Genomic DNA, 13577 nt, shown 5'->3' with positions numbered 1-13577 from the left:
AGGGTGCTGTCATTCCGGCGGTTTTGACAGCACTTCCGTCGAGATCATCGCGGGGAGGGCCGTCCGGGTGGGGCAATCCAGGCATACCGGACAGCGAAAGAGGGGGCGGGCATCCTGCGTCGTGAAATCGACGCTTTTAGGCGGATCGGGCGTCAGTTTCACCACCCAAGACGCCCCCGCACCCCGCCCAGCCCTCACCGAGGTCATCTCCGGGCAGGAACACCGGGCCGACGGCCGCCACGGACGCGGGCGCCCACGCACCCGCCCGGTCGCGGGACCACCCGGACCGCGAGGGGCCTCGCGCCCGGCAGGCAGGGCCGGGGAACCGCCCCGCTCCGGCCGTCGCCGCCGATCACGGTGACCACGCACACGCCAGGTACCCGACAGCGCTGCGGCAAGGGGCGCCCACCCGTCCTCGTCGCCGTCCTCATGCCTCCGCCGGGCCGGCCAACGGATGGTGGACACGGCGCCTCGGACCATGAGGCGTCCACCTACAGGCGCCCCTCACCGAGGTCATCGCCGGGCAAGGGCGCTCCTCGGGCGGGCGTCGGCCTTCAGTCCGGGCGGTGGGCGACGACGTGCAGCTGGGTCGCGATGCCCGCCAGTTCGGGGCGGGCGGAGGCCTCGCGCTCCAGGGCGGTCAGCTCCTCCTCCTGCACGGTGCCCGTGTCATAGGCGCGCCCGGGCAGCAGGTCCGAGAAGACGCCCACTCCCCGCACCCGCGGGCCCTCCAGGCCCGCGGCGGTGGCGAGGGCCGCCAGGCCGTCGGCGGTGAACCGGCGCGGCATGGGGTCGGACTCGCCCCAGCGCCCCTGCGGGTCCTGGAGCATCCGGTGCGCCTCGGCCACCCCGCCCTGCAGCACGCGGTGCAGGGCGGCGGCCGAGGCGTTGGCCGCCAGCACGCTCACCGCTCCGCCGGGGGCCACGGCCGCCGCGACGTCGGTCAGCGCCGCCTGCGGGTCGTCGACGTACTCCAGCACGTTGTGCACGAGCACCAGGTCCGCGTCCCCGGCCGGGAGGAGCGACGCCAGGTCGCGGGTGTCCCCCTGCAGGCCGCGGACCCGGACCCCGCCGTCGGCCGCGCGGCGCTCCAGCGCCGCGAGCGAGTCGGGGCTGGGCTCGACCACGGTCACCTCGTGCCCCAGGGCGGCCAGCGGGACCGCGGCGCCTCCGGTGCCGCCGCCCGCGTCCACGATGCGCAGCGGTCCGCCGTCGCGGCGGTCCCCGCCGCCCAGCTCGGCGAGCAGCTCCCGCAGGGCCTCCCACACCACGGCGCTGCGCGCCGTCCACGGCGCCGACCGGGCGGCGGCCCGCGCCGCCTCGCCCTCCGTGGTGCCGACCGCCTTCTCGCTCACGCAGGTCCCCTTCCCGTGGGACGTCTTCCCGCTCCCGTGGAATCCCGGGACGACCCCGGTGCCCCCGGTGGCGCCCACCGCCGGCGCCGGTCCCGGACCCTACCGTTCTGGGCCCCGCCAGGGGCGCCCTTCCGGTGGACCGGGGTCCGGCCGACGGCCGCACGCGCCAGAACCCCGAGGGCCGCCCGTCGAGCCCCAGGCCCGGCGGGCGCCCTACAGGGCCAGCCGGGCCTTGTTCTCCATCAGGCGCGAGAGCAGCCCGTTGACGAAGGTCGGCGACTCCTCCGTGGACAGCTCCTTGGCCACGGCCACCGCCTCGGCGACGGCCACCCCGTCGGGGATGTCCTCGGCCCACAGCAGCTCGTAGGCGCCCATCCGCAGGATGTTGCGGTCCACGACCGGCATGCGCTCCAGCGTCCAGCCGATCGCGTACTCGTCCAGCAGCTCGTCGATCCGCCGCCGGTGCTCGTCGACCGCCGCCGCCAGCTGCTCGGTGAACTCGTTGATCGGCGGCTCGGGCTGGGCCCGCCGCCGCTGGATCACCTCCGGCACCGTCGCGCCGCGCAGCTCGGCCTCGTAGAGCACCTCGATGGCTCGTCTGCGGGCCTTGCGCCGCGCCCCGCTCACTGCCGTTCCCCCCGTTCGCCGTCGACGTCCCGCATCAGTTGACGCGGCCCAGGTAGTCGCCGCTGCGGGTGTCGACCTTGATCTTCTCGCCGGTGGTGATGAACAGCGGCACCTGGACGACGGCGCCGGTCTCCAGGGTGGCGGGCTTGGTGCCGCCGGTGGAGCGGTCGCCCTGCACGCCCGGGTCGGTCTGGGAGATGACCAGCTCGACGGCGGCGGGCAGCTCCACGTAGAGCGGGTTGCCCTCGTAGGTGGCGACCGTGACGACCGCGCTCTCCAGCAGGTAGTTCGCGGCGTCGCCGACGACGTCCTGCGGGACGTTGAGCTGGTCGAAGGTGTCGTTGTCCATGAAGACGTAGGAGTCGCCGTCGTGGTACAGGTACTGCATGTCGCGGCGGTCGACGTTGGCGGTCTCGACCTTGATGCCGGCGTTGAAGGTCTTGTCGACGACCTTGCCCGAGGTGACGTTCTTCAGCTTGGTGCGGACGAACGCACCCCCCTTACCGGGCTTGACGTGCTGGAACTCCAGGACGCTCCAGAGCTCGCCGCCGTCGAGCTTCAGGGTCATGCCGTTCTTCAGGTCGTTCGTCGTGGCCACTTCGGTCGTCTCTCCAAGGGGTCGGTGGGGCCCGGTCCTCCGGCGCCGGTGCGCTGGAGGGCCGCGGGGCGCGGTCCGGCCGTCCGGCTCGGGCCGCCGCCCGCCGGTGCGGGTCGCTCCCGCCCGGGCGGCGCCGTGCGCCGGTTCGTACACGGCAGTCTATTGGCGTCCTCCCGGTCCTGGTGAACCGGGATTCCTCCCACCCGCGATGCGCGGGTCTCGGTGGGTTCCCGCTTCGGCGACCGGTGCCGGCGCCGCGGCCGGTCCCACACGGTCTCCACGGGCTTTCGAACCCGAAGGCTCCGTTCCCGCCTGTCCAGCGGTACCCGACCGGGCCAGCCTACCGGACGCCGGGCCGTCCAGCGGCGGTTCGGCCCGCGCACGGGCGGTGTGCGGGCCGGACGCGGGCGGGGCACGGACCGGTCGGAGCCCGCCGGGCCAGGGGCCCGGAACGGCCGGGACCCGGTCGGGCCCCGGCCGGGCGCGCCTCAGGAGGCGGCGACCGCCTCGTACGCGGTGTCGAGCAGCTCCTCGGTGGGCCCCTCCAGCAGGCCGGGCTCGGCCAGGCCGTCGAGGACGATGAAGCGCAGCACCGCGCCGCGGGTCTTCTTGTCCACGCGCATCGCCTCGCGCAGCTCCGGCCACACCTCGGCGGCGTACCCGGTGGGCAGGCCCACCGAGGTCAGCACCGACCGGTGCCGGTCCACCAGGTCGTCCCCGATGCGCCCGTGCAGCCGGGCCAGCTCCGCGGCGAAGACCATGCCGATCGCCACCGCGTACCCGTGCCGGAAGGTGTAGTTCTCGGCCCGCTCGATGGCGTGGCCCAGGGTGTGCCCGTAGTTGAGGATCTCCCGGCGCCCGCTCTCCTTCAGGTCCGAGGAGACGACGTCGGCCTTGACCGCCACGGCGCGCTCGATGAGCTCGCGGGTGTGCGGCCCGTCCGGCCGGGTGGCGCCCTCCGGGTCGTCCTCCACCAGGTCGAGGATGGCCGGGTCGGCGATGAACCCGGCCTTGACCACCTCGGCCAGCCCGCCGATGTAGTCGGCGTGCGGCACCCCGGGCAGGGTGGCCAGGTCGCACAGCACCCCGGCCGGGGGGTGGAAGGCGCCCACGAGGTTCTTGCCCTCGGGGGTGTTGATGCCGGTCTTGCCGCCGACCGCGGCGTCCACCATGCCCAGCAGGGTGGTGGGCACCAGGACGCTGCGCACGCCGCGCAGCCAGGTGGCCGCGGCGAACCCGGCCAGGTCGGTGGTGGCGCCGCCGCCCACGCCCACCACGGCGTCGGTGCGGGTGAAGCCCAGGCGGCCCATGCGCGACCACAGGTCGGCGGCGACGGCGGCGTCCTTGGCGGCCTCGCCGTCGGGCACCGGCATGGGGTGGGCGCGGTACCCGGCGGCCTCCAGGGCGCCGACCGCGGGCCGGGCCAGCTCGCCCAGGCCGCGCGGGTGCACCACGGCGACCTGCTCGGCCCGCTCGCCCACCAGCGAGGGCAGCTCGCCGAACACGCCGCTGCCGACGACGACGTCGTAGGGGGCGGTCGGATCGTTCACGGGGATGCGGGTCGCGCTCACCGGGCGCCCCCGTCCCGGCCGCGCTCGGGCAGCAGCTCCACGATGGCGTCCACGACCTCCTCGGGGTGGCGGCCGCTGGTGGAGACGGTGGCGGTGGCCAGCCCCTCGTAGACGGGCAGGCGCTCCTCCAGCAGCCTCTTGAGCCGGGCCCGGGGGTTGCCCGCCAGCAGCGGCCGGGCCTGGTTCAGCCCGACCCGCTTGGCGGCGTCCTCGAACTCCACCTGGAGGTAGACGACGTGCCGGTCGGCCAGCTCGCGGCGGGTGTCGGCGTCGAGGACGGCGCCGCCGCCCACGGCGACGACGCCCTCCCACTCGGCCAGGGTCTCGGCGACGACGGCGCGCTCCAGGGCGCGGAACGCCTCCTCGCCGTCCTCGACGAAGATGTCGGCGACCGCCTTGCCGGCGCGCGCCTCGATCTCGGCGTCGGTGTCGCGCAGCTCCGCGCCCAGGCGGCGGGCGAGCGCCTCGCCGACGGTGGTCTTGCCCGCCCCGGGGGCCCCGATGAGGACCGTGATCGGTGTGCTCATGGCGTTCAGGTGATCTCCAGCGCGTCCATGTACGACTTGAGGTTGCGCGCGGTCTCGTCCGCCGAGTCGCCCCCGAACTTCTCCAGCGCGGCCTCTGCGAGGACCAGGGCGGTCATCGCCTCGGCGACGACCCCGGCGGCCGGCACCGCGGTGACGTCGCTGCGCTGGTGGTGGGCCTGGGCGGGCTCTCCGGTGACCACGTCGATGGTGTCGAGCGCGCGCGGGACGGTGGCGATGGGCTTCATCGCGGCGCGCACCCGCAGCGGCGCGCCGGTGGTCATGCCGCCTTCGACGCCGCCCGCACGGTTGGTGCGCCGCCGCACCCCGTCGGGGCCGGGCTCGATCTCGTCGTGGGCGGCCGACCCGCGCCGTGCGGCGGTGCGGAAGCCGTCGCCGACCTCGACGCCCTTGATGGCCTGGATGCCCATGAGGGCACCGGCGAGGCGGGCGTCCAGGCGGCGGTCCCAGTGCACGTGGCTGCCCAGGCCGGGCGGCAGCCCGTAGGCGAGGACCTCCACGACGCCGCCGAGGGTGTCGCCGGACTTCTTGGTGTCGTCGACCTCCTCCACCATGCGCGCGCTGGTCTCGGGGTCGAACACGCGCAGCGGGTCGGCGTCGACGCGCTCCAGGTCGCCGGGGCCGGGCTGGGTGCCCTCGGGCACCTCGACGGGGCCCATGGCGACCACGTGGCTGAGCACCTGCACGCCGAGCACCTGGTCGAGGAAGCGGCGGGCGACCTCGCCCACGGCGACGCGGGCGGCGGTCTCCCGCGCGCTGGCGCGCTCCAGCACGGGGCGCGACTCGGTGTGCCCGTACTTCTGCATCCCGACGAGGTCGGCGTGGCCGGGGCGGGGGCGGGTCAGCGGCGCGTTGCGCGCGGCGCCCTCCAGCTCCTCGGGCGGCACCGGGTCGGGGGACATCACCTTCTCCCACTTGGGCCACTCGGTGTTGCCCACCTCGACGGCGATGGGCCCGCCCTGGGTCAGGCCGTGCCGGACGCCCCCGAGGAGGCGCACCTCGTCCTGCTCGAACTTCATCCGGGCTCCCCGGCCGTACCCGGCGCGTCGGCGGCGCAGCGCGGCGGCGATGTCGTCCGAGGAGACGGACACGCCGGCCGGGAGGCCCTCCAGGATCGCGACCAGGGCCGGCCCGTGGGACTCACCCGCGGTCAGCCAGCGCAACATGGCACGATCTTCCCACGGCGCGGGTGCGCTCCTCACATCGGAGGCGCCGTCGGGTCAGGTCGGGGCCGCGGTGCCGCGGTGCGCATGGGCGGCGGCGGGCGCCGGGGCGCGTCCGGACGGGGCCGGACCGCGCCGCCGGGACCATGCCCCGCTCGGTGCCCGCCCCGGTGCGCGGGTCATGCGGTGAACGCCGCCAGCGGGTCCCCCAGCAGCACGACGGCCAGGGCGCCGCCGATCATGTACGGCCCCAGCGGGATCTCGGTCTTGCGGGTGGCCCGCCCCAGCAGGATGAGGACCAGGCCCACCACGGCGGAGCCGATGAAGGCCAGGAGAGTGCCCGACACCACTCCCCCGAACCCGGCCTGCCACCCCAGGTAGAGGCCGAGGAGCCCGGAGAGCTTCACGTCTCCCCACCCCATTCCGGCCGGGTGGATGAACCAGAGCACGAAGTAGAACGCGAACAGCCCGGCGCCGCCCGCGGCCGCGCCGATCAGGGCGCCCCAGTCGGGGCCCGAGGTCAGCGCGGCGGCGGCTACCAGGGCGGCGGCCAGCGGGTAGGAGCGAAGGACCAGGACGTCGGGCAGGCGCTTGACGCGGGCGTCCACGACGGCCAGCACCATGCCCACGGCGGCCAGGAACAGCATCGCGGCCACGCCCACCGGCGCGGTCCGGCCCTCGGCGGCACCGGCGGCCAGGCCCACCGCGCCGAAGAGCACGGCGGTCCCCCAGGTCACCAGGGGCGACCCCGGGAGGGGGCGGGCGCAGCCGGGACAGGCGCCGCGCAGCGCGAACCCGCGCACCGCCGGGGCCGGCAACGCGCGCAGGAACGGCACCGCCTCGCCGCAGTGCGGGCACGTCGGGGGCGGGGGGCCGGACGTGTCGTCGGGCTCGGGGTCGTGCGCGACGAACAGCCGGACCAGCCGCCCGGACGCGGAGCCGACGGCGGCGCCGACCAGCGCGAGCACCGCGGCCAGGGCGATGTCGAGGGGGGTGGGCATGCCCGGAAACCTACCGGAACCGGGCGGCGCCCGCGCCGGAGGTCGGGCAGGGGCAGGCGGGGGTCGACGCCGCTGCGGGCACGTGCGGTGTCCGGCGCCCGTGTCCGGGGAGGGCGGTCAGGGCCGGGGCCCATCTGGAGTTCGGCGGTGTCCCGCCGAGTCGCGCCCCTCCGGTCCGGAACCCCGTTGATCTCGGGAAAAGCGCCCCTAAAAGCGGCCCGGAAGCGTCGTTTCTCCCGAGATCAACGCCGAGCTCACCCGCCCATCCGCGCGGGCTCTCATGGACGACTTCCCCGAGGCCGACGACCACTAGGGCCGAGCGGGGGGACTCCGGACAGGACCCGGGGCGGTCAGGGCCGTCGGATACCCGAATAGACGGGAGGGCTCCCGGTCAGGACTCCGGGTATGGAGCAGGCCCCGGTTCAGGGGCGCGGAGATGGCACCGACCCGGTCGGACGGAGGCCCATGCACGAGAGCGCGGTCGTGGACGCATCCGGCAGGCGTGGGCACTCTGCCCGGCCCTCGGCCGTTCGGGACGTGGCCGCTCGGACCCCGGCGGCACGGGCCTCAGGCGTTCGGGGCTCAGCCGTCCTTGCGGGCGCGCACCACGGCGCTCAGTTCCACGCCGCCGGGGAGCATGGGGGCAAGGTCGGCGGCCAGGCGCTCGGCGACCCGGCGCAGCTGGGCGTCGTCGCGGCGGTCCAGCTCCAGGCGCACGCCGATGTCGCCGCGCTCGGAGGCGTGCACGCGCACCCGGTCGATGCCGAACTCGGTGTGGGTGATGCGGTAGATGACGGCCAGAACCTGCGGGTCGTCCTTGGGGTCGGGCACCTCGCCGCGCTCGGCGAGCACGCTGAGGAAACGCCCCTGCACGGTGTAGGGGAAGGGGCCGGCCACGTCCACCACCAGGGCGTCGGCGCCCTCGTCGACGGCGGCCCGGCAGGCCTCGTCGGCGGGGACGGGGACCGGGCGGGCGTCCTCGCGCCACCGCTTGACCGCGTCGACGCTGGTGAACGCGAGCACGCCGCGGCGGCCGTCCTTGCCGGACATGACCGGCAGGGCGACCTCGCTCTGCTTGTCCACGGCCAGACCGCCGGCGCCTTCGCCGACCTCGGTGGAGACGGCGACCACGGGGACCAGCAGGCGGGAGGGGGCGAGCGCGGCGAGCACCTGGCGGTCGCCGACCTCCCCTCGGGAGTGGGCCTCCAGGCGTGCCGCCACCTCGGGGTCGGCGGATCCGTCGTCGTCTCGGTAGCGCTGGGCGCCGGTGATGGTCGGTCTCGTCACGACTGGCGACTCTACCCACACGCGCGCGGTGGGAGGAGGCCGAACGGCGGTTCGGGCGCGGGGGCGAGTCAGAAGTCACCCCCGGGGAAGGCGGGGCGCCGTTGCCGTTCGGATTACTCGGCCTTGGATGTCGCTCCTGCACAATCGGAACTCCGGTGCCGGTGGCGTCCACCGGCGGTGATGAGAGGGGAACCCATGACCCAGACGCCTGAGCACGGGCTGTACCCGGGCACGTGGCGGATCGACCCCGTGCACTCGATGGTCGGGTTCACGGTGCGGCACATGATGGTCAGCAAGGTTCGGGGGCGCTTCGACAAGTTCGACGCGGTCCTGACGGTGCCGGAGGACCCGCTGGCCTCGAGCGTGCGGGCGACCATCGACCCGGCCTCCATCGACACCGACAACGAGCAGCGGGACAACCACATGCGGTCGGCGGACTTCTTCGAGGTCGAGGCCTACCCGGAGTGGACGTTCGTGTCCACGGGGGTGCGGCCGTCGGGCGAGGAGTTCCTGCTCGCGGGCGAGCTGACGATCAAGGGCACCACCCAGCCGGTCGAGCTGACGCTGGAGTTCAACGGGGCCCTCAAGGACGCCTTCGGGATGCAGCGCGCCGGCTTCCACGCCGAGACGCAGATCAGCCGCAAGCAGTTCGGCGTCGACATCGAGATGCCGATGGAGGGCGGCGGCGTCGTGGTGGGCGACCGCATCAGCATCGAGATCGACGCCGAGTTCACCCTGCAGGAGGGGTGAGCGGGGGTTCGGGGGCGGCGCGGCAGGGGCGCGCCGATAGCCTCATAGGGACCCGGCCCGGGGCCGCCGTCCGGAAACGGCGGCCCCGGGCCTGTGCCCGCCGATGCCCGGACCGCCGATTCCAGGGAGGACGACCGTGCCGTCCGAAGGTTCCCCCGACTCCCCGTTCGCACCCGAGGTGGTCCGGGCCGTCACCGCGCACATGAACGATGACCACGCCGAGGACACCCTGCTGATCTGCCGCGCGCTGGGCGGGGTCCCCGAGGCGTCGGCGGCCCGGATGACAGGGCTGGACGACGTCGCGGGCGAGTACACCGCCGAGGTCGGCGGCGAGGAGGTCGCGGTGCGCATCCCGTGGTCGCGGCGACTGACCGAGCGCGCTGAGATCCGCCGCGAGGTCGTGCGCATGTACAAGGAGGCGTGCGAGCGCCTGGGCGTGGAGCCGCACGCGGAGCACTGACGCCGCGTCCCGCGCCGAGCGCCGACGCCCTGTCCTCCTGAGAAGGCGCGCGGAGTAGGTGAGTGTGCCCGGCGTTGATCTCGGGAGAAACGACGCTTCCGGGCCGCTTTTAGGGGCGCTTTTCCCGAGATCAACGACGCAGGGGCGGGGTTCTGCGGCGGAGTCGGCGGGGCTGGGCCCCCTGCGGTCCGTCCACCCCTCCGCGCGGGCTCCTACTTCCTGCGCCCTTCCGGCACGGCCGCTCCTGCGCTCCCGGGCCCCTTCACCACCGGTTCTCCTCCGCGCCCCGCCGCCCCCTCTCCCTAGGACCCTCCCGTCCTCATCCCCCACGAACCGGACCCCTGTGGCGCGGGTCACCACTAGGGGAAGAATGGGGCATCGTCCCCCCGTCACGCGGGCGCGGCTCGCCTAGTGTGGGAGGCGCCGAGTCCCCCTCCCGGGCCTTTCCGGTCCGGGTCCGACCGCAGACGAAGGACGCCGCGCGCACGATGGCCGATCCTCAGCACAGCGACCCCGACACCCCTCACGACCCGGCGGCGCAGACCACCCGGCTCGACCCTGTCGCGGAGAAGAAGACCCGATGGGTCACCCGCGTACTGCGCCCCGGCGGGGACGATTCCGGTCCGACCGTCCGTGTCGGCCGCCAGGGCGGCGCCTCCGGGGCGGGCGCAACAACGCCGACCGGGCCGACGGCGCGCACGGCGCGGGCGTCCGTGCCCCGGCAGGCGGCCCGTGCCGCGGCCGGGGCCACCGCCGTGCACCAGGCGGGGCGGCCCGCCTGGTGGCGCAGGGCCGTGGCCGCCGTCTCCTCCTGGTTCGCCCGGATCGTGGCGCGCGTGGTGGTCGGCCCGGCCGGCGACCTGGACTACGCGGTCCCGGCCGACCTGCGCGGCCGCTACACGGTGCTCGGACGGATCGGCGCGGGCGGAGAGGCCGTCGTCTACCTGGCCGAGCCCGCCGCCCCGGCCGGGGACGGGCCGCGCACCCGGCTGGCGCTGAAGGTGTACCGGCCGGGCCACGACATCAACCGGGAGCTGTTGGAGCGGCTGCGGGCGCGCGGCACCGCCGACCCGCACGCGCCCTCGATCCACGGGTACGGGCACGCGGGGAGCACGTGGGGCGACCAGGTCGCCTGGGAGGCGCAGGAGTACTTCCCCGAGGGGTCGCTGCGCGCCCTGCTGGAGGGGGCGCCGCTGGAGGACGGGCGCGCCCGGGAGCTGGTCGGGGCGGTCGCCGACTGCCTGCGGCACTGGCAGGAGGAGCTGCAGCACAACCACACCGACGTCAAGCCGGAGAACCTGCTGATCCGGTCGGTGGACCCGCCGGTGTTCGCGCTGACCGACTTCGGCGGGGCGGTGCGCGCCACCATGAGCCGCGTCTACGGGACGCTCGCCATCACCGAGGAGTACGCCGCCCCCGAGGTCGTGGAGGGGCGGCGGGAGGCGCCCGCCGCCTGGTGGTCGCTGGGGGTGATGGCGCACGAGATGGTGGCCGGGCGGCGCCCGCCGCGCCGGGAGAACTGGCTGACCGCCCGCACCGACGAGATCGACGTGTCGGCGGTGGCCGACGAGCGCTGGCGGCTGCTGGTGCGCGGGCTGCTGGCGCCGGTCCCGGCCGAGCGGTGGGGCGCCGAGGAGGTGCGCCGGTGGCTCGACGGGGAGACCCCGCAGGTGGCGCGGGCGGGCCGGAACGCGCCCATCGTGTCCGCCGGCACCACCCACGCCGACCCGCCCAGCCTCGCCTTCGACCTGCAGGACCGGTCCGACAAGGGCGCCATGTGGCTGCGCACGCACTGGTCGGCGCTGCGCACCTGGCTGGACCGGGAGGTCAACGACTACACCTTCGACCGGGAGCACCTGACGGCGCTGCAGGACCGGCCCGAGCTGGCGCACGCCGCCATCAGCGCCCTGGCCGCGCACTACATCCCCGGGATGACGCCGCGCTACCGGGGCCTGGACGTCAGCGCCGACGGGGTGCTGGCGCTGGCCACCGGGGAGCGGGCCCGGCACGAGCTGCTGCGCGAGGCCGTGGAGACCGGTGCGGTGGGGCTGGCCGCCCGGCACTGGTGCGGCCACCCGGGCTGCCACGCCGAAGGGGCGCACCGGTGCGCCCTGCTGGAGCGGGTGCAGCACGAGGTCCCACGGGTGATGCGGGAGGCCGAGGCGTCGGTGCGGCGCCTGACGGAGCAGGGCGCGGGCGACTTCTCCGGGCTCGACCGGCACGGCTGGGACGGCGCGTGGGCGCACGCGGCCGAGCTGGTGCTGGACCCGGAGGCGGCGTCGCGGGAGCGCCGGTGGCTGCGCTCGCAGGCGTGGAACCCGGCTCAGCGGGGGCCGGCCTGGCACGCCGACTGGTGGGCGGAGCTGAGGCGGTCGGCCCTGGCGGGTGCGCCCGGGGAGATCGGCACCAACGCCTCGCTCGTGGCGCTGGACCTGGTGACGCCGGTGGCGACCGCCGTCGGCGCCGAGGTGCGGCGCCGCTCGCAGGCCGAGGGGCGGATGCGCCGGAAGGAGCGCTGGGAGAGCGCCCGCCGCATGAGCGGCGAGGCCCTGGCGTCGGCCCGGGGCCACCTGACGAGCGTGACCCACCGGAAGGACACCGGACAGGGGCCGGGACAGGGGCAGGGGGCACCCGGCCAGCAGCCCGGCGGGCCCGGCCAGGCGGGGCCCGGGAGGGCATGGCCGTGGCAGAGGCCTGGGGATCCGGGCGGCTCCGGCCAGGCCGGGCGGCAGCCCTATCCCCCCTACGACCCGAACGACCCGCTGGCGCGGTACCGCCCGGCGCAGGGGCCGCAGGGGCAGGACCGGCGTCCCGACAAGACCGCGAAGGGCCTGCGCCAGATCGAACGCGCGATGACCGCGGGCCGCTGCCGCCGCTTCGCCTACCCGGCGGCGCTTCTGGGCGCGCTGGACGCGACGGGCAGGGCGATGCTGCCGCCGGAGGGGTTCTTCCCGTCCAGCGACCTGGTGCTGGGGCTGTACGAGGGGTTGTTGGGGTTCCGCCACAGCGCCCCGGTGACGACCGTCGCCGACGGGGCGTCCGCCCTGGCGGGCCTGGTGCCGGGCGACGCGGCGATGCAGTGGTGGTCGCCGCTGGTCCTGGCGGTGGTGCTGGTGCTGCTGGGCAGGACGGCCGCGTCGAAGAAGCGCAAGGCCCGCACCCAGCTGGGGGCCTACCGTTTGGCGGTGGCGGGGTCGGTGGCGATGGCGGTCCTGCTGGCCGCCGGCGGCCTGCTCACCTTGGGAGCCGGAATCCTGGTCCCCCTGGACGGCCTGCTCGGAGGGTGATGCGCCCGTCCTCACCCCATGGCAGGATGCGCGCGGACGCGGGGACGGGACCGTCCGGCTCCGGGGCGGGTGATCGCCGAACTCCGCGCGGCCGAGGCCGCGGCGAACGGGTGGGTGGAGCCCCTCCCCGGCCTCACCGACGCCGCAATGGACGGCTGGGAGGTCCCCGTACCTGAGCACGTCCGGCGCGTCCTCCGTGTGACCTCGGGATTGAGGACACTCGGGCCGAGCGGCCGGGTCGACGAGGAGTTCACCGTCGAACACGAGGCCAACGGCGACCCCGGCGGCCCCTTCTACAGCCGGTGCGGGGAACCGGGGACCTTCCGCGTCCTGCACACCAACGGCCTGGCCGAGGCCTATTACGTCGACGTGGCCGCCGACACCGGTGAGTGGAACGGCGTCTTCTCCTTCTGGGACAGCATCGACGGCCGATTCGAGGCCCCCTCGCTGGAGGACTGGTTCGTCATCCTCGCGAAGGCCGCCCGCAGCGCGGCGTTCGCGGTGGAGAACGGTTGCTTCGACAGCATCCGCGATGCCTTCTTCAACGTCCTCTGGAGCGACTTCACGGAGAAGGCGGGCACGACGGGGCATCCGGAGCACGACTGGAGTGCCTGGCATGACCCGGCACTTGCCCCGGTCGTCGACGCCGTGACCGCCCGGGCCTCACGGGACCCGGTCCTTGCCGCCTCGGGCGCGCACGTGCCGGACTCGGCCACGGTGGCCGACCTGCGCGGGGCCGTCCGGCGCACACTCGTCCCGACCCTCGACCTGCCCGGGATGGGCATCGACGCGGCCTTCCGCCGATTCCACGGGGGACGGATCCTCGCCGCCGTCCCCTGGGACGACTGAGCACGGGGCGCGGTCGGCGCCGCCTCCCCCGCCGTCCGCGGCCGTGCACGACGGCGTCGGCCCGCCCGGGGGCGGCGCGACCCC

General features: G+C 75.4%; 12 protein-coding genes. 4 read left to right on the top strand and 8 right to left on the bottom strand.

Annotated elements, in window-relative coordinates; genetic code table 11:
• Nucleotides 1-554: 554 nt before the first annotated feature.
• The 8 genes from O4J56_RS30495 to O4J56_RS30460 form a co-directional block, all read right to left on the bottom strand.
• Nucleotides 555-1355 (bottom strand): methyltransferase, encoded by an 801-nt coding sequence (locus O4J56_RS30495; RefSeq protein ID WP_270690595.1) that lies wholly within the window; start codon nucleotides 1353-1355, stop codon nucleotides 555-557.
• A gap of 213 nt (nucleotides 1356-1568) precedes the next feature.
• Nucleotides 1569-1982, bottom strand: coding sequence for a transcription antitermination factor NusB (gene nusB, locus O4J56_RS30490; protein ID WP_270690594.1), 414 nt, complete (start codon nucleotides 1980-1982; stop codon nucleotides 1569-1571).
• Between the two features lie 34 nt (nucleotides 1983-2016).
• A complete protein-coding gene (gene efp / locus O4J56_RS30485; RefSeq protein ID WP_270690593.1) occupies nucleotides 2017-2580 on the bottom strand; it encodes an elongation factor P in 564 nt (187 codons plus the stop codon).
• A gap of 488 nt (nucleotides 2581-3068) precedes the next feature.
• Nucleotides 3069-4151, bottom strand: a complete 1083-nt coding sequence (gene aroB / locus O4J56_RS30480) for a 3-dehydroquinate synthase (protein WP_270690592.1) — start codon at nucleotides 4149-4151, stop codon at nucleotides 3069-3071.
• Nucleotides 4148-4678: a shikimate kinase gene (locus O4J56_RS30475; protein ID WP_270690591.1), complete on the bottom strand. Its 531-nt coding sequence runs from the start codon at nucleotides 4676-4678 to the stop codon at nucleotides 4148-4150. The genes aroB and O4J56_RS30475 overlap by 4 nt, the downstream gene beginning before the upstream one ends.
• A 5-nt stretch (nucleotides 4679-4683) precedes the next feature.
• On the bottom strand, nucleotides 4684-5862 hold the full coding sequence (aroC, locus tag O4J56_RS30470) for a chorismate synthase (RefSeq protein ID WP_270690589.1): 1179 nt from the start codon (nucleotides 5860-5862) through the stop codon (nucleotides 4684-4686).
• Between the two features lie 176 nt (nucleotides 5863-6038).
• Nucleotides 6039-6860, bottom strand: a complete 822-nt coding sequence (locus O4J56_RS30465; protein WP_270690588.1) for a prepilin peptidase — start codon at nucleotides 6858-6860, stop codon at nucleotides 6039-6041.
• A 582-nt stretch (nucleotides 6861-7442) separates the two neighbouring features.
• Nucleotides 7443-8147 (bottom strand): SseB family protein, encoded by a 705-nt coding sequence (locus tag O4J56_RS30460; RefSeq protein ID WP_270690586.1) that lies wholly within the window; start codon nucleotides 8145-8147, stop codon nucleotides 7443-7445.
• Between the two features lie 195 nt (nucleotides 8148-8342).
• Here O4J56_RS30460 and O4J56_RS30455 point away from each other — a divergent pair, with 195 nt between their 5' ends.
• The 4 genes from O4J56_RS30455 to O4J56_RS30440 all read left to right on the top strand — a co-directional run bounded on the left by O4J56_RS30455 (nucleotide 8343) and on the right by O4J56_RS30440 (nucleotide 13493).
• Entirely contained in the window at nucleotides 8343-8897 is a 555-nt protein-coding gene (locus O4J56_RS30455) for a YceI family protein (protein WP_270690585.1), read from the top strand.
• Nucleotides 8898-9033: 136 nt separating this feature from the next.
• Entirely contained in the window at nucleotides 9034-9357 is a 324-nt protein-coding gene (locus O4J56_RS30450) for a DUF2470 domain-containing protein (protein ID WP_333563834.1), read from the top strand.
• Nucleotides 9358-9845: 488 nt separating this feature from the next.
• The gene (locus tag O4J56_RS30445) at nucleotides 9846-12644 is read left to right on the top strand and encodes a protein kinase domain-containing protein (protein ID WP_270690583.1); all 2799 of its coding nucleotides are present in this window, start codon (nucleotides 9846-9848) and stop codon (nucleotides 12642-12644) included.
• A gap of 69 nt (nucleotides 12645-12713) precedes the next feature.
• Nucleotides 12714-13493, top strand: a complete 780-nt coding sequence (locus O4J56_RS30440) for a hypothetical protein (protein WP_270690582.1) — start codon at nucleotides 12714-12716, stop codon at nucleotides 13491-13493.
• Nucleotides 13494-13577 lie beyond the last annotated feature (84 nt).

It is taken from the genome of Nocardiopsis endophytica (assembly GCF_027706725.1).
Classification (GTDB): Bacteria; Actinomycetota; Actinomycetes; order Streptosporangiales; family Streptosporangiaceae; genus Nocardiopsis_A; species Nocardiopsis_A endophytica.
Note: the sequence above shows the minus strand (reverse complement) of the source record. Positions and strands in the feature narration are given on the sequence as shown.

Excerpts from the sequence above, each read along its gene's own strand:
- O4J56_RS30475 (WP_270690591.1), bottom strand. The coding sequence starts at position 4,678 with ATGAGCACACCGATCACGGTCCTCATCGGGGCCCCCGGGGCGGGCAAG.
- aroC (WP_270690589.1), bottom strand. The coding sequence starts at position 5,862 with ATGTTGCGCTGGCTGACCGCGGGTGAGTCCCACGGGCCGGCCCTGGTC.
- O4J56_RS30465 (WP_270690588.1), bottom strand. The coding sequence starts at position 6,860 with ATGCCCACCCCCCTCGACATCGCCCTGGCCGCGGTGCTCGCGCTGGTC.
- O4J56_RS30455 (WP_270690585.1), top strand. The coding sequence starts at position 8,343 with ATGACCCAGACGCCTGAGCACGGGCTGTACCCGGGCACGTGGCGGATC.
- O4J56_RS30445 (WP_270690583.1), top strand. The coding sequence starts at position 9,846 with ATGGCCGATCCTCAGCACAGCGACCCCGACACCCCTCACGACCCGGCG.